The sequence below is a fragment of the Fructilactobacillus sp. X8R4C1 genome, from assembly GCF_059900905.1.
Genome location: NZ_JBWXVJ010000002.1, coordinates 308,015 through 323,348, shown reverse-complemented (window position 1 = coordinate 323,348; position 15,334 = coordinate 308,015). Strand labels below are relative to the sequence as shown.

The 15,334-nt window shown below is 37.1% G+C and carries 17 protein-coding genes; 14 read left to right on the top strand and 3 right to left on the bottom strand.

What is annotated here, in order from left to right:
• Positions 1 to 7 precede the first annotated feature (7 nt).
• From AC6UDA_RS04595 to AC6UDA_RS04550, 10 genes are all read left to right on the top strand, one after another.
• Complete coding sequence (locus AC6UDA_RS04595) at positions 8 to 376, top strand: hypothetical protein (RefSeq protein ID WP_500699385.1); 369 nt, start codon at positions 8 to 10, stop codon at positions 374 to 376.
• 19 nt (positions 377 to 395) lie between these two features.
• A complete protein-coding gene (locus AC6UDA_RS04590; protein ID WP_500701166.1) occupies positions 396 to 1,097 on the top strand; it encodes a 5'-methylthioadenosine/adenosylhomocysteine nucleosidase in 702 nt (233 codons plus the stop codon).
• A 13-nt stretch (positions 1,098 to 1,110) separates the two neighbouring features.
• Positions 1,111 to 2,271: a cysteine desulfurase family protein gene (locus AC6UDA_RS04585; RefSeq protein WP_500701165.1), complete on the top strand. Its 1,161-nt coding sequence runs from the start codon at positions 1,111 to 1,113 to the stop codon at positions 2,269 to 2,271.
• Positions 2,271 to 2,615 (top strand): DUF1831 domain-containing protein, encoded by a 345-nt coding sequence (locus AC6UDA_RS04580; protein WP_500711114.1) that lies wholly within the window; start codon positions 2,271 to 2,273, stop codon positions 2,613 to 2,615. Before AC6UDA_RS04585 ends, AC6UDA_RS04580 begins: the two co-directional genes overlap by 1 nt.
• Before the next feature lie 108 nt (positions 2,616 to 2,723).
• Complete coding sequence (mnmA, locus tag AC6UDA_RS04575) at positions 2,724 to 3,848, top strand: tRNA 2-thiouridine(34) synthase MnmA (RefSeq protein WP_500693917.1); 1,125 nt, start codon at positions 2,724 to 2,726, stop codon at positions 3,846 to 3,848.
• A gap of 99 nt (positions 3,849 to 3,947) precedes the next feature.
• A complete protein-coding gene (locus AC6UDA_RS04570; RefSeq protein ID WP_500711112.1) occupies positions 3,948 to 4,604 on the top strand; it encodes a histidine phosphatase family protein in 657 nt (218 codons plus the stop codon).
• A 13-nt stretch (positions 4,605 to 4,617) separates the two neighbouring features.
• Positions 4,618 to 5,349: a tetratricopeptide repeat protein gene (locus tag AC6UDA_RS04565; protein WP_500693915.1), complete on the top strand. Its 732-nt coding sequence runs from the start codon at positions 4,618 to 4,620 to the stop codon at positions 5,347 to 5,349.
• 10 nt (positions 5,350 to 5,359) lie between these two features.
• Positions 5,360 to 7,816, top strand: a complete 2,457-nt coding sequence (gene recD2, locus AC6UDA_RS04560) for an SF1B family DNA helicase RecD2 (protein ID WP_500711110.1) — start codon at positions 5,360 to 5,362, stop codon at positions 7,814 to 7,816.
• Positions 7,817 to 7,870: 54 nt separating this feature from the next.
• A complete protein-coding gene (locus AC6UDA_RS04555; protein ID WP_500711108.1) occupies positions 7,871 to 8,830 on the top strand; it encodes a ribose-phosphate diphosphokinase in 960 nt (319 codons plus the stop codon).
• 21 nt (positions 8,831 to 8,851) lie between these two features.
• The gene (locus AC6UDA_RS04550; protein ID WP_500711106.1) at positions 8,852 to 9,847 is read left to right on the top strand and encodes an aldo/keto reductase; all 996 of its coding nucleotides are present in this window, start codon (positions 8,852 to 8,854) and stop codon (positions 9,845 to 9,847) included.
• Positions 9,848 to 9,955: 108 nt separating this feature from the next.
• Here the strand turns inward: AC6UDA_RS04550 and rnjA are convergent, their stop codons facing one another.
• Together rnjA and AC6UDA_RS04540 are read right to left on the bottom strand one after the other, a co-directional pair.
• Positions 9,956 to 11,635 (bottom strand): ribonuclease J1, encoded by a 1,680-nt coding sequence (rnjA, locus tag AC6UDA_RS04545; protein WP_500693911.1) that lies wholly within the window; start codon positions 11,633 to 11,635, stop codon positions 9,956 to 9,958.
• Between the two features lie 2 nt (positions 11,636 to 11,637).
• A complete protein-coding gene (locus AC6UDA_RS04540) occupies positions 11,638 to 11,853 on the bottom strand; it encodes a DNA-directed RNA polymerase subunit epsilon (RefSeq protein WP_500693910.1) in 216 nt (71 codons plus the stop codon).
• Positions 11,854 to 12,037: 184 nt separating this feature from the next.
• Here AC6UDA_RS04540 and AC6UDA_RS04535 point away from each other — a divergent pair, with 184 nt between their 5' ends.
• Positions 12,038 to 12,532, top strand: a complete 495-nt coding sequence (locus AC6UDA_RS04535; RefSeq protein WP_500693909.1) for a hypothetical protein — start codon at positions 12,038 to 12,040, stop codon at positions 12,530 to 12,532.
• Positions 12,533 to 12,558: 26 nt separating this feature from the next.
• On the opposite strand, the gene def is transcribed toward AC6UDA_RS04535, so the two are convergent.
• Positions 12,559 to 13,119, bottom strand: a complete 561-nt coding sequence (gene def, locus AC6UDA_RS04530) for a peptide deformylase (RefSeq protein ID WP_500695546.1) — start codon at positions 13,117 to 13,119, stop codon at positions 12,559 to 12,561.
• Between the two features lie 187 nt (positions 13,120 to 13,306).
• Here def and AC6UDA_RS04525 point away from each other — a divergent pair, with 187 nt between their 5' ends.
• The 3 genes from AC6UDA_RS04525 to AC6UDA_RS04515 are packed head-to-tail and all read left to right on the top strand — an operon-like array spanning position 13,307 to position 15,307.
• Complete coding sequence (locus AC6UDA_RS04525) at positions 13,307 to 14,239, top strand: Rossmann-fold NAD(P)-binding domain-containing protein (protein ID WP_500711104.1); 933 nt, start codon at positions 13,307 to 13,309, stop codon at positions 14,237 to 14,239.
• The gene (locus AC6UDA_RS04520; RefSeq protein ID WP_500711102.1) at positions 14,223 to 14,516 is read left to right on the top strand and encodes a UPF0223 family protein; all 294 of its coding nucleotides are present in this window, start codon (positions 14,223 to 14,225) and stop codon (positions 14,514 to 14,516) included. Before AC6UDA_RS04525 ends, AC6UDA_RS04520 begins: the two co-directional genes overlap by 17 nt.
• Positions 14,516 to 15,307 (top strand): inositol monophosphatase family protein, encoded by a 792-nt coding sequence (locus AC6UDA_RS04515; RefSeq protein ID WP_500711137.1) that lies wholly within the window; start codon positions 14,516 to 14,518, stop codon positions 15,305 to 15,307. Before AC6UDA_RS04520 ends, AC6UDA_RS04515 begins: the two co-directional genes overlap by 1 nt.
• Positions 15,308 to 15,334 lie beyond the last annotated feature (27 nt).

Sequence of the window (15,334 nt, the reverse complement as noted above, 5' to 3'; positions counted from 1 at the left end):
TCAATATATGGTAGTTAATGATAGGGAAAAAGATCGGTCTGAAATGACTAGATCTGAGTATCAGCGCATGTATGGTGATAGCGGGAGAAGAGATCCCCGTACTCGTTATGATAATGAATCAGAAAATCAAGAGACTCGGCATGCCCGTTTGAAAAAGCGAAGCTGGTTTGACCGATTGTTTCATCGTGCTAATAAGGGTCAATCCGATGAATCTTCGGGGAATTATTATACCGATCAACCGAACTCATATGAAAGAGAAAGACAAGATGCTTCTGAGTACAAACGTAAACGACTCGGAAGAAGATTGAATGTCGTTATATTATTATTATTGTTATTAATTGTGCTCGTGCTAGCAATTATGAGATTCGTTGGATAATTTAGGAGAATTTGGGAAAATGAAAACATTTGGAATTATTTGTGCAATGGATGAAGAAATTAAATCTTTAAAATCAGCATTAAAAAATGAGAGAGAAAAAGATATTAATGGCATCAAGTTTTATGAAGGGACCATCGATGGTCAAAAAGTTGTCTTAGTAAAATCCGGGATTGGCAAAGTTGAAGCAGGAATTACAGCGGCCCTTTTACTTGAGAATTTTGATGTTGATGTAATCATTCATTCTGGATCAGCAGCTGGCATTGGGGAAGGACTGAGCGTTGGGGACTTAGTAATCTCTACTCAAACTGCTTATCATGACGTTGATGCTACTGCTGCAGGATATGAATACGGTCAATTACCCGGTCAGCCAGCTCGATTTGACGCTTCTAACACTTGGATTAATAAAATTACCGATGCTTCAAAAGATACCGGAATTAACCCTAAAAAGGGTTTGATTGTTACCGGAGATCAATTCATTGCTGGACAAAAAATGATCAATGAAATTCTGAAAAATTTTCCAGATGCCTTATCGGCTGAGATGGAAGGCGCCGCAGTAGGACAAGTTGCCCACCAGTTTAATATTCCGTACGTCGTTATTAGAGCGATGTCAGATGTTGGTGATGAAAACGCTAATCAGAGTTTTGACGAGTTTGTTGTTGACGCCGGGAAACGTTCGGCACAGATGCTATTAAATTTATTTAAGAATACTAAAGAAGCTTAGAGGGATGATTTAATTGGGTGAGATCTATTTAGATAACGCCGCAACCACACCAGTCTCCAGCGAAGTGCTGGATGATATGTATGATAAGTTTAAAAACAATTTTGGAAATGCTTCAACTCTATATCAGCTTGGGAGACAATCCAAAGAAATTTTGGAAGATAGTCGACATGTGATTGCTAAAAGTATTAATGCGGACGATAACGAAATCGTATTTACAAGTGGTGGAACCGAAAGTGATAACACGGCAGTAATTAGAACAGCTGAGGCTCGAAAGAGTCTTGGTAATCACATTATTACAACTTCGATTGAACACGAAGCAATTTTAAAACCAATGAAATATTTAGAAGATCATGGATTTAGAGTTACTTATTTGCCGGTTGACAAGCAAGGTAATATTTCTTTAACTGATCTGAAGAATGCGCTTGATGATGACACGATTTTGGTTTCAATCATGATGGGAAATAATGAAGTGGGTAGTAAGAATCCGATTCACGAAATTGGGGAACTACTTAAAGATCATCAGGCTTGGTTTCATACGGATGCTGTGCAAGCCTATGGTCTACTTGATATTGATGTCAAAAGGGATCATATTGATTTACTATCTACATCGGCTCATAAGTTAAATGGTCCAAAAATGATTGGTTTTTTGTATCGACGAAATGGAATTAATTTTACCAGTTATATTATGGGTGGCGATCAGGAAGACAAACGACGTGCTGGAACCGAAAATATTCCCCAAATATCAGGATTTGCTACGGCTGTTAGAAACCTTCCTAGTGAAAAGAAAAAGCAACGAAGAGAAGATTTTAGGCGATTTAAGCGCGAAGTGGTTGATGGATTAACTAATAACGGGATTGACATCGACGTAAACGGATCGATGAGTGATAATACCCTGCCACATGTCTTAAACATTTGGATCAAAGGAATTTCTACCTATGTTATGCAGACTAATTTAGATTTAGCGGGGATTGCCGTGTCGGGTGGATCAGCATGTACCGCTGGTAGTTTAGAACCTTCTCATGTTTTAACTGCAATGTTTGGAAAAGATAGTCCTAGACTTTCAGAATCCATTCGAGTTAGTTTTGGGGCATATACCACTGATGAAGACATTCAAAAATTAGTTACTGAGATTACGGCGATTGTTCATCGCTTGAAGAAGGGAAACAAGAAGTAATGGCATTTTCAAAGGTAGTCCAGTTAAAGGGTGGAACTGACAAATATGAGTTAAACCCAGAAATCAAACAATACACTTTACTTGACCTTGGTTTTAACACCACTAAAAGTGGTAATTTTTCCTATAAGAAATCCATTGACCCAGAGTCTCCATTCAATAAAAGGGCGATCAAGCTTAAGATTACAATTAATTCTGATATGAGTGAATTTAAGATGGCAGTCGTTGATGGTAATGAAATGAGTGATGTGGATATCTTTTCTAATGATAATCATCAAGAAGAACGTGATCAGTTTAATTTCATTATGCAGAATATGATTTTAAGAAAAGTATTCCAAAAAGTGTAGAAGAGTGAAAAGTTGCAGGAATGTTAGTTAGTAGAGTATGATAGTAAATACTGGAATTGCGACCTTCAAATCGTAGATTTTCAGAATCTAAAGAATGATGGTGATGTTATGCAAGATAACAGTAAAACACGTGTTGTTGTTGGTATGAGTGGTGGTGTTGACTCTTCAGTTGCCGCCTACCTCTTAAAACAACAGGGATACGATGTTGTTGGAGTCTTCATGAAGAACTGGGATGACACCGATGCTGATGGTGTTTGTACCGCTACTGAAGACTACAAGGACGTTGCTCATGTTGCTAACGAAATCGGCATCCCATATTATTCTGTTAACTTTGAACATGAGTATTGGGACCGAGTCTTCAAGTATTTCTTAGCGGAATACAAACGCGGACGTACTCCTAATCCTGATGTAATTTGTAATACTGAGATTAAGTACAAAGCTTTTCTCGAGTATGCAATGGATCTTGGTGCCGATTATATTGCAATGGGGCATTATGCTCAGTTGAAACGTGATAAAGAAGGACACAACCACTTATTACGTTCCACAGATCTTAATAAAGATCAAACTTACTTTTTAAGTCAACTTTCAGCGGATCAATTGGATCGAGTAATGTTTCCAGTTGGTGGAATGACTAAACCTGAGGTTAGAAAAATTGCTAAAGAAGCTAACCTTTGGGTAGCCGACAAAAAGGATTCAATGGGAGTTTGTTTCATTGGTCCAAACAACTTTAATAATTTTCTTAGCAAATACCTTCCTGCTAAACCAGGTAAAATGATGACCTTTGATGGTGAAGTTAAGGGTCATCATAATGGGCTGATGTATTATACAATTGGTCAGAGGAAAGGTCTCGGTATTGGTGGAGATGGTTATGATAATCGACCTTGGTTTGTTGTTGGTAAGGATCTTTCTAAGAATATTCTGTACGTTGGAAAGGGTTATGACAATGAACATTTATATGCTGATTATTTAACTGCTTCTGGTCTTTCTTGGATTGATTCCAATACGCGAGGAAATGATTTTCACTGCACGGCTAAGTTTAGGTATCGTCAAAAGGATACTGGGGTTACCGTTCATATTGATGACGATAATAATCATGTTAAGGTAACTTTTGATGAACCAGTTCGGTCAATTACTCCCGGACAGGCAGTGGTTTTTTATGACGGTCAAGAATGTTTAGGAACCGCAACGATTGATGCCGCGTTTAAAAATGATCATGAACTACAATATGTATAATATTTAAACAAAGTTCGACTCGTTTTGAGTCGGACTTTTTTGATAATTTAATTCTAAACTGGCATAATAAAGCTATATCAATGTGTGTGAGGGATTTAAATGAGACTTTATTTTGTGAGACATGGGAAGACCGAATGGAATCTTGAAAGTAGGTATCAAGGTGCCGGAGGTGATTCACCGCTTCTTGACGAAAGTTACCATGAAATGGATCAAGCGGGTAAATTTCTTTCGGGTGTTCAATTTGCACATATTTATGCAAGCCCTATCAAAAGAGCACGAATTACCGCTTTCCATATTCAAAAATGGTTAAAATCTCCAGTCTCCATTTCACTGGACAGTCGCTTGGAAGAGTTTCATCTCGGTAAGATGGAAGGAATGAAATTTACTGATGTGCAAAAGAAATTCCCAGAAGAATTTGATGCCTTTCGTAACCATCCAGATCAATATCGTCCTGAAGCAATTGGTGGGGAGGATTTCCCTGCATTAATTAAACGAATGCAAAGTAAAATTGGTGAAATTACGCAAAATTACAATAGTAACGATAATATTTTAATTGTTAGTCATGGAGCAGCTCTAAATGCTTTGATTAATTCATTATTAGGAATCCCTCTGAGAGACTTACGTAAGCGTGGTGGATTGGCTAATACAAGTACTACCGTTATTGAAACTAGTAATCATGGAAAAACGTATCGATTGGTGGATTGGAATAACACCAGTTATTTAGACAGGAAAGTTGAAAAATCAGATTTAGTGTAATAGGAGGATGGCTATGACAGATAATGGACGAGAAAATAAACCAACGGAAGATCCCCGTCAAAAGCAAGCGGAAGAAACACTTCATAAGTTAGTAAAAGATATTGATGATCACCCCAAGGACTACCGAACTTACTATGATTTAAGTGTGTTTTTAGTTGAGCTTAAAAGTTATACCCAGGCTGAAGAGTTATTAATGAAGGCTTTGGGTTTATTTGGCGATTCAAATAAAAAAGCAAAAAGCACGCTGTTATATGGTTTAGGTAACGTATATTATTCTGCTGGTGAATATGAAAAAGCCATTCAACAGTTTCAGCAGGTGAATGATCCTGAGTTAAAAAAAGACGCTTACGTGATGTTGGCTCAAAGTTATATGGGGAAAAAGGACTATAAGAGAGCTTTAGTGTTTTTATTAACGGCTCAAGAATTAGCAAAGCAAGATTCTGAAATTAATCGAATGATGGGGGAGTGCCTAATGGCACTTGGTGATTTCGATCAAGCAGCCGATTTTTACGATCGAGTTCTAAAAAGTAATCCAAATGATGGGAAAGCTAATTTCGATCGGGGATTAATTGCGATGGTGATTGGTGAACCATTTGATGATTATTTCAAGAAAGCCGAAAAGTACGATAAGAAAAATTTTGATGCCAAACAAAGTCAGATAAAAGACATTGAAAAAGTCGTTCAATTAAATAAACAAAAAAATGAGCACCCTGATGACTCGAAACCAAATGATTCCAAAAAATAGGAGAAAATAATTGTCTGAATCCATGGATTTATTTCAAACGAACGAAAAATTGAATAATTCATCTCAAAACGAGCAACCATTTGTGAAGGGACAAGTTCAGACAACTTTTTTTGAAAGTTCAGATAGTTTCTACAAAGTTTTGCTGGTAAAGGTTAATGAAACCAATGTAGATTGGCATGAAGATGAAATTGTTATCACTGGTAACTTTGCGGATATTAGTGATGATGTCACTTATCGTTTTATTGGGAAGTTGGTTGACCATCCTAAGTATGGAAAGCAATTTCAAGCTGAAAATTACGAGCGGGTTGGTCAAACTTCCAAAAAGGGTTTGGTTAATTATTTATCAGGTGATGAATTTACTGGTATCGGGCCGAAGACTGCCGAAAAAGTTGTTAGCAAATTGGGAACGAATTTAATTGAGAAGGTTTTAGAAAACCAGGCGGTTTTAAATTCAGTTGGATTAACCAAGAAGCAAAAGGATGTAATTACAAAAGCAATTCACGAAAATAATGGGGTTGAACAAACCATCGTTGGGCTGAATAGTTATGGCTTCGGCAGTAGCTTAGCTTCTGCCATCTTTAAAAAGTATAAAGAGCAGGCTTTAGAAGTCATTAAGAATAATCCTTACCAACTCGTTGAAGATATTTCTGGAATTAGCTTTAAGCGTGCTGATCGAATTGCGAATAAGGTTGGAGTAGATTACAACGATAAAGGACGGTTGCGTGCCGGATTACTGACAGCTCTTGACTCTTTATCCATTAAAAGTGGTAATACGTATTCTGACACTAGAGAATTGATGCAAGAAAGCACTCGAATTCTTGAAACCGATCGAACGAAGAGTATTGACGATAAGAAGTTAGGTGAAGAATTATATGATTTAGCTAAAGACCAAAAAATTGTCGTTGATGAAGATAAAATTTATTTAAAAAATCTATACGATGACGAGATACGCATTGCTGAAAACATCAAGCGAATTGAACAGGGTGGCAAAAGGGGGGAGGATCAACCTAATGATTTTTCTAAGATAATTGGCAAAGTTGAGAGTGAGGTCGGAATTGAGTATGACGACTCTCAGAAAAAAGCCATTAATGAAGCAATGATAAACCCTGCATTTTTGCTTACTGGTGGTCCTGGAACTGGGAAAACGACTATTATCAACGGAATTGTTAGAACGTTTGCCAAAGCTAATGATTTATCTTTAGATATTAATGACTATAAAGAACAAGCATATCCGGTATTATTAGCAGCTCCTACTGGGCGAGCTGCCAAGAAAATGAGTGAGTCAACTAAAATTCCTGCCAGTACCATTCATCGCTTGCTAGGTCTTACTGGTCATGGCGATGAAGAAGCTGCCAATGATTTGGAGGGTGGTTTGTTAATCGTTGATGAAATGTCGATGGTGGATACAGACTTATTTAAAATTTTATGCCAGGCGGTTCCAAACGGTATGAAGGTGATCTTTGTTGGTGATAAAGATCAGTTACCGTCGGTTGGTCCCGGTCAGGTTTTTTATGATTTACTCCGTTCTCACACAATTCCTAGCGTGGAATTAAACCAAATTCACCGTCAAAATGACGGATCAACCATTGTAGAATTAGCCCATGATATCAAGAATGGTGAGATGCCCAAAACACTTTTAAAAAACCAAAGGGATCGTAGCTTTATTAATTGTAATACCCAACAAGTTGATTCGGTAATTAAGCAGATTGTTAATAAGGCCAAAACGAAAGGATTTAGTTCTACAGATGTACAAGTACTGGCTCCAATGTATCGTGGAACTGCAGGGATTGATCGTTTAAACGTTGAGATTCAAAACATTATGAATCCTAAAACGGCTGACTCTCAGAAAGAAGTTGACTTTAGGGGAACCACTTATCGAATTGGCGATAAGGTTCTTCAACTTGTAAATGTCCCTGAGAATAACATTTTTAACGGTGATATTGGTAAAGTCGTTGGAATTGAAGTTAATAGCGATAATAAGCATTATCTAGATAAACTGGTCATTGCGTTTGATCAAAATGAGGTTACCTATACTCGAAATGACTGGAATCAGTTAACACTTGCCTACTGTACCTCGATTCATAAAGCTCAGGGTAGTGAGTTCGAAATGGTTATCTTACCGATTGTTCCTCAGTATAAGAGGATGCTTAAAAGGAATTTATTGTATACTGCAGTTACTAGAGCTTCGAAAATGTTGATTATGATTGGAGATCCAAATTCATTTGAAGAATGTATTGAAAATGAATCGGTTAATCGGAAAACGACTTTGAAGCAACGGTTACAATACGTGATTGACGAAGAGTTTACTCCAAAGGTAATTGGAAATTCAAAAAAGGGTAGACCGACTTTTAAAAAGAAAACTCCCTCAGATTTTATTTTATCGGAGGATCAGATTATTGAAAATACAATTGATCCCATGATTGGGATGCAGGGAATTACCCCTCAAAATTTTAATAATGATAAATGAATTAAATTCGATTATAATGTAGGTAGTAATTAGTTGGTTATGAGGGGAAACTTGATGGTGAAAACAAAAAAAGAAAAAAAGTCGGCAAAGATATTTGCGTTGAATTCGAATCATCCGTTAGCAGAAAAGATTTCTGAATATAGTGGAATGGACCTTGGTAAAGCAACCATCAATCATTTTAGTGATGGTGAAATTCAAATTTCAATTGATGAAAGTATTCGTGGAGATGATGTGTACATCGTTCAATCGCTTTCTGATCCTGTTAATGATAATTTGATGGAACTGATGATTATGATTGATGCGGTTCGAAGAACTAGTCCCCATACTATTAACGTGGTAATCCCGTACTATGGATATTCAAGATCTGACCGAAAAGCGCGTTCAAGAGAACCAATTACTGCAAAATTAATTGCTACTTTTCTTGAATCTAGTGCGGTAGATCGAGTCATTACTCTTGATTTGCATGCGGCACAAATTCAGGGATTTTTTGATATCCCAGTGGATCACTTGCGGTCACTTGAGTTAATGGGTAATTACCTAAAAGAACATGATATTAGTAATGACGCCGTTGTGGTTTCACCCGATTATAATAGTGTCGCCAAGGCACGAGGAATGGCTGGCTACTTGAACCTTCCGATTGCAATTGTTGATAATCGAAATCCTGAGGATCTAAGTCAGGTTCCTAGTACGATTATTGGTGATGTAAAGGGTAAAAAGGCAATTGTTGTTGATGATATGATTGTGACGGGTGAGAAGATGAAAATCACTGCTCAAGCGATTATGAATGCGGGAGCAAAAGCGGTTTATGTAGTTGCTACTCATCCTGTTCTTACTGAAGAAGCGAGACAAAATCTTTCCGATCCAGCCATTAAACAGGTGATCGTTTCCGATTCCATTGTCGTTCCACAGAATAAGAGAGTTGACAAAATGGTGATCGTTTCAGTTGGCAAGCTGATTGGTGATGCCTTAAAATTAATTGAGAACGAACAATCAACAAGTAAATTGTTTAAGTAATATAAATTTGGAGGGATTCTAATGGTATTTAGAGCAAAAGATGATCGTTACGATAATATGAAAGTAAGACGTGCAGGAACAACGGGACTGCAGTTACCCGCATTATCATTTGGAATGTGGCACAGCTTCGGTGACGATGCTAATTTTAAAGATAGTGAAAAGGTAATGCTCCATGCTTTCAACAAGGGAATCTTTAGCTTTGATTTAGCTAATAACTATGGGCCCGGTTCAGGTGCTGCTGAAAGAATGTTTGGCCAAGTTTATCGACGCGATTTAAAGCCTTACCGTGATGAATTAATTATCACCACTAAAGCTGGATTTCATATGTGGCCAGGTGTTTATGGTAACTATTCTTCAAAGAAGACCCTCGTTACTGCGCTAGATCAAAGCCTTCAAAGAATGGGACTTGATTATGTGGATCTTTATTATACCCATCGATTTGATCCTAATACTCGATTAGAAGAGACTGCTGAAGCCCTTGATGGATTAGTTCGTGCAGGTAAAGCACTTTACATTGGAATTTCTAATTATGATGGCCAACAAACTGCTGAAATGATTAAATTGTTTAAGGAACTGAAGACTCCGTTTGTAGTTAACCAGAGTTCATATAATATGCTTAATCGAGAGCCGGAAGATGATGGGACCCTTAAGACCTTAGCAGATAATCATGATGGATTTATTGCTTACGGTCCTTTGGCAGAGGGCCTTTTGACTAGTAAGTATCTAAAGGGGATTCCAAGTAACATTAAATTGCATAAGACTAACAAGTTTATTTTGGCTAATGGTGATGAAAGTGCTGTTAATAAACTAAATAAATTAAACGATATTGCACAGAATCGTGACCAGACACTTGCCCAAATGTCATTAGCATGGCTATTACACGATCCAACGATTGCCAGTGTGGTCACTGGTGCGTCAAAAGTCGATCATTTAGATGATAACCTGAAGGCATTAGATAATCTTGACTTTACTCAAGATGAATTAGATGAAATTGACAAAATCGTCAAGTATAAATAATTAAAAAAGGTATGCTTACTAAGCGTACCTTTTTGTTATTAAGACTAATAATAATATATGAGACTAAAATAAGGGCTGAATCCAAACAATTGGATTCAGCCCTTATTGTTAATTGTTCATGATTAGCATTGGCAAGATTAGGGGACTTCTTTGTGTTTTTTCATATAAGAAGTTTGATAAATCATTGACAATTGCTTTACTAATTGATTTTTCGTCTGCATTTTTATTCTTCATGGCACGACGGATGGTTCTAAAGACTAACTTTCGTCCTTCATCAAGTAATTCACCTGATTCGCGCATATAAACGAATCCACGTGAGAGAAGGTCAGGACCAGATTGGATTTCCTGGTTCTTTAAGTTGATGGTAGCAACCACCACTACTAAACCTTCTTCTGAAAGAAGTTGACGATCTCTTAGGACTTTGTCTCCAATATTTCCAACACCATTACCATCAATATAAACATCACCAGCATTGAAGTATCCAGCAACACGAGCACTATCTTTTGTTAAAGCAAGTACTTCGCCATTTTTTAGGATAAAACAATGGTCGGCAGGGACTCCACATTCTTGCGCAAGTTTAGTGTGGATCTTTAACATTCGGTATTCACCATGGATCGGAACAAAGAACTTTGGCTTCATTAAACGAAGCATTAGTTTTTCTTCTTCTTGGCCACCGTGTCCAGAAGTATGAATGTTATTAATCTTACCGTGGATGACTTTAGCGCCGTCTTCTTCAAGTTCATTAATGACCCGGTTGACACTTAATGTGTTACCTGGAATTGGGTTACTTGAAAAGACAACCGTATCACCTGGTTGAATGGAAATTTGTCGGTGAGTTCCGTTAGCAATTCGAGCCAAAGCAGCCATTGGTTCACCTTGAGAGCCGGTACACAGGATCATAACCTTATCTGCCGGTAAGTGCTTTAACTCTTGAGCATCGACGAAGGCACTGTCAGGAACGTCTAGATAACCAAGCTTTCTACCATTGACAATGGCTGCTTCCATACTTCTACCAAATACAGCAATTTTACGATCATGAGCTAGTGCCGTATCAATAGCCGTTTTAATTCTTGAGAGGTTGGAAGCAAAGGTAGCAAAAATAATACGGCCCTTGACTTCGTCAAAAATATGACGAACGGATTTTCCAACCCATTTTTCTGACTTAGTCCAGACCGGCTTTTCGGCATTGGTACTGTCAGCCATCAAACAGAGTACACCTTCCTCACCCAGTTTGGCCATGGCTTGTAAATCAGGCGGCTGATTAGTGACAGGCGTGAGATCGAACTTATAATCTCCCGTTTCCACAATGACACCGTCAGGCGTATGAACAGCGACTCCCATTGTATCTGGTATCGAATGAGTGGTTCTAAAAAAAGAAACACTCGTCTTTTTGAATTTTAAAACTGACTTATCATTAATCTCGTGAAGTTCAGCCTGTTTTAACAAGCCGTGCTCTTCCAATTTGTTTTTGATTAATGCTAATGCTAGCGGGCCAGCGTAAATTGGAACGTTGAGAACCTTTAAAAGAAAGGGCACACCACCGATATGATCTTCATGACCATGGGTGATTACAAGTGCCTTAATTTTGTCCTTATTATCAATTAAGTACTGATAATCTGGGATGACATAGTCAATTCCCAATTGATCATCTTCTGGGAACTTGATTCCAGCATCAATTAAGATGATTTCATCCTGGAATTGTACACCATAAGTATTCTTACCAATTTCTCCGAGTCCACCAACACCATAAATAGCAGTTTCGTTATTTTTGATGTTTAATTTCTTCATAACTAGTTAAACTCCGTAATTTTAAAACCGGGATCATTTTTTTCAAATTCAAGGTGCTTCCCTTCGAGCGGTTCAATGAATTCAATGTTGTACTTTGTGTGTTGTTCAAGTTTAGTTCTAACGTCAGCAACGGTTTTAGCTTCTAAGTAAATCGTTTTAGTTGCTTCACGTTTAGGGTTAGAATTATTTTCATCTTGATATAAAACCTTGTAAATCAATATAATTACTCCTTTTTTGTTGATTTAATGTTATTTTTCGTACATTAGGTTGCAGGAACGCAACAATTAATCATATTTTAGCATATTATGGTAAATAAGTATAGAATCATGTGAATCGACAAACATGTTTCATGTTAGAATTGATCTATAAATTTACCTAATAATCAATAATGGGAGAAGAACAGTGAAAATATTTTTAGAATTGGTCGTTGCAATTGTTGTTGCTTTTTTAATTTATAACTGTTTGCACTATTTTTTTGTCACTTTACCGACCAAAAGGTATCAGTTAAAAATGAAGCATAGCGTTGATGGCGAAATCTATAAAGTGGTCAAATACTTTGAGGTTGAAGACAAACGTGAAATTGTGCAAAGTTACGTTGGGTCACAAGTACTGTCTGATTTCTGGGGTAGGGGAGTGATGGTTTTTGAATATCGTTGCGTTGTAAAAGAGGGCTATGATGATGCGGATCTCTTACGGGACCTTTTTAATCAAAAACTATCTGAATATGCCATTTCAGATGGTTTTATTGACTCCAATCATAAAAAAACGTTGATTGTGACTGACTGTTGGTTGAACAAAAGTGTAATGGTTTTTGATGTAGCCAATGTTATTAATCCTGCAACTCATGAATATTTAAGTGATTTGGATAAGTTAAATGAAAAAGAAAGGGAGACGTAGTAACGTCTCCCACAAAAAACACGATATTAATCAAAAAATACTTCATCTTCGGTTTTGGAAAATGGATCATCTTTGTCGATATGATCGTAAAACAAAGTTCCGTGAAGATGATCAATTTCATGTTGAGCAATGATGGCTGGATAGTGTTTTAACCTGACTTGATGAACTTTACCGTTCAAATCTTGATATTTAATCGTAACACGGTCTGCCCTCGGAACAAAACCAGGGACATCACGATCGACCGATAAGCATCCTTCACCTTCAGTTAATGCACCACGTTGAACGGAGTTTGAGATAATAACTGGATTTATCATAATTGCCTTGAAGGGCGATTTTTGGTCTTCGCCTTCTGGTGGGGTTAAAACAGCAGCCATTGATTTGGATTGTCCAACTTGTGGAGCTGCCAAACCAACTCCTGCTCGCAAATGGTATTTGTTACATTGTTCAGGATCCTGACTAACTTCCAAGTAATGCATCATTTTTTCGCCTAATTTACGATCTTCATCGCTAAGTGGAAATTTAACGGGTTGACTTTGTTCCCGTAACACAGGATTTCCCTCTCGAGTTATGTCTTTCATTAAGTACATAACGTTTTACCTCCTAATTCATGTCAACTTCTACCAGTTATTTTATCATAAATCGCAAAACCAGTTAATTTCATGGTATTTCAGTATTTTAATTTATTCTTATGTGCAAAAAGAAATTTGAAATGGTATTTTATTAACAAGCAAAAAATTAATAAATTCTTTAAAAACAAAGAATGGAGGAATTGGAATGCAACCAAAAATATTAATTAAAGGAAGCATAACCAGGATCTTATCACTTTTGAACGCTTTAATTGTTTTAGACTTTCCCGTTACTATCCAAGTAGACGACAGTGAACAAGTTCGATCAACCGTCTTTTCTAGTAAGATGTGTCATAACTTGTCAATCCAGATTGCAAGTAAGCCAGAATTAAATAATTTCGATGCATTATTGTATTTGCCAAACATTGATTTCTATAATCCCAAGTTGACGGATGCTACTCAAATTGCAGAAGACTTGAGACCGGAAATTGATAAACTAAGGAATTTAATCAATGACTGTGTCTCAAATGGATTTCGCGGTAAAATAGTGATTGATGCCCCTCATGATGAAGTTTTTACGTATTTTGCAGCAAGTTTTTCTGGACTTGATAATCAAAATATCATTGGCGTTGGAACTCTTCCCCAAGAAATGCTACTAAAGAATGAGCTCCAAAGGAATTTTGACGTTAGTGCTGATGATATTAATGTCAATGTCTTAGGATTAAATACTAATAATTTAGTCGCGTGGAGTAGGGTTTACATTGGTCCTGCAACCTTGCTTTCATACCTGGCTGATGATAGTAACAACTATAGTAGTGACATCATTACTCAAGTTCAAGAAGTGATTGATGATCAGGGGGTTGTTATTAATGAAATGATCCAAAGTAAAGCTATTGTCCGACTACTTTTTTCGATGTATGAGGGCCAATCGTTAATTTGTTCAGTTGTAAATGTTGATAAAGAAAAAGATGAGCTAAGGCTGGATGTTAGCCCCAAACTAATTAATCGAAATGGAGCAGCTCAATCGATTCGACTTCAGCTTTCAGAGGACGAACAAAAAAAGTTAAACTCAGACGTTGAATGGGCCGACAATATTATTGCAGCCGTGATTAATGGAGGAAAAAATGCCTCGAAAAACTAATGATAGTTATTCTTATCCCATTGTTGATGATTGGAGTCGAAAAGAATTAATTGATGTTTGTCATTTCTTTGAAAATATTGAAATGGCTTATAATAAGGGAGTTAATCGAAAGAAGCTAATGGATAGTTATCGACGCTTCTGTGAGATTAATCCGGCAAGAGTCGAACAAAATAATTTACAAAGAGATTTTGAAAAGCAGTCTGGTTTAGATGTGTACCATGTTATTAAATTAGCAAAAGAAAACTCGGATTTAAAGACCATTAAGCGAAAGGAATGATTTCCATCACAACAGTAGATGATTTAAATAAAATTGATCAAGATGTTTGCCAAATCTTAAAAACCGCACGTGCGTTTGTCATGGAAAGATTAAATGGTCATTTAGACGTAGATGAAAAAACTGGAAGGAAAGATTTAGTTACAAACATTGATAAAGACAACGAAAAGTTTTTTGTAAAACAGCTAAAAGCACTTAAACCTGACAGTAAAGTTCTCGGTGAAGAGGGCTTAGGTGACAAAATTGACAATTTAAACGGACGGGTTTGGATTGTAGATCCAATCGATGGAACGATGAATTTTGTAAAGCAACGTAATCACTTCGCAATGATGATTGCCTATTATGTCGATGGCGTACCAACCCTCGGGTTCATTTATGATGTTATAAATAACAAGTTGTATCATGGTGGCCCTGATATTGGTATCTATGTTAATTCTGAGACAATGAATCCTCCAGTTAACGGTTCTCTTGAAGATGGGTTGATTGGAATGAGTGGTCCGCTTGTTATTAGGGATGTTTATCATATGCAAGAAATTGCAGAGGATAGTTCTGGTTATCGAATTTATGGTAGTGCTGGGATCGAAATCGTTGCTGCTCTTTGCGGGGAGACAATCGGTTATATTTCGCATTTAAGGCCTTGGGATATTGCTGCTGGTCGTGTTCTTGCTGAAACGCTTGGGATGACCGTTTCTACTATTGACGGCAAGCCCATAAATATGCTATCATCAAACACAGTTTTGTTAGCGACAAAAAAGGCGCAAAAAGATATTCTGAAAATTTCGACGAAGCGTTAATCAAAAGCTGTGATGGACTCACAGCTT

What these genes read in the sequence shown, in the direction of transcription:
- AC6UDA_RS04525 (WP_500711104.1), top strand. Translation starts at nt 13,307, where the DNA reads ATGCAACCAAAAATATTAATTAAAGGAAGCATAACCAGGATCTTATCA.
- AC6UDA_RS04550 (WP_500711106.1), top strand. Translation starts at nt 8,852, where the DNA reads ATGGTATTTAGAGCAAAAGATGATCGTTACGATAATATGAAAGTAAGA.
- AC6UDA_RS04570 (WP_500711112.1), top strand. Translation starts at nt 3,948, where the DNA reads ATGAGACTTTATTTTGTGAGACATGGGAAGACCGAATGGAATCTTGAA.
- AC6UDA_RS04595 (WP_500699385.1), top strand. Translation starts at nt 8, where the DNA reads ATGGTAGTTAATGATAGGGAAAAAGATCGGTCTGAAATGACTAGATCT.
- AC6UDA_RS04565 (WP_500693915.1), top strand. Translation starts at nt 4,618, where the DNA reads ATGACAGATAATGGACGAGAAAATAAACCAACGGAAGATCCCCGTCAA.
- rnjA (WP_500693911.1), bottom strand. Translation starts at nt 11,635, where the DNA reads ATGAAGAAATTAAACATCAAAAATAACGAAACTGCTATTTATGGTGTT.
- AC6UDA_RS04580 (WP_500711114.1), top strand. Translation starts at nt 2,271, where the DNA reads ATGGCATTTTCAAAGGTAGTCCAGTTAAAGGGTGGAACTGACAAATAT.
- AC6UDA_RS04520 (WP_500711102.1), top strand. Translation starts at nt 14,223, where the DNA reads ATGCCTCGAAAAACTAATGATAGTTATTCTTATCCCATTGTTGATGAT.
- def (WP_500695546.1), bottom strand. Translation starts at nt 13,119, where the DNA reads ATGTACTTAATGAAAGACATAACTCGAGAGGGAAATCCTGTGTTACGG.
- mnmA (WP_500693917.1), top strand. Translation starts at nt 2,724, where the DNA reads ATGCAAGATAACAGTAAAACACGTGTTGTTGTTGGTATGAGTGGTGGT.
- AC6UDA_RS04590 (WP_500701166.1), top strand. Translation starts at nt 396, where the DNA reads ATGAAAACATTTGGAATTATTTGTGCAATGGATGAAGAAATTAAATCT.
- AC6UDA_RS04555 (WP_500711108.1), top strand. Translation starts at nt 7,871, where the DNA reads ATGGTGAAAACAAAAAAAGAAAAAAAGTCGGCAAAGATATTTGCGTTG.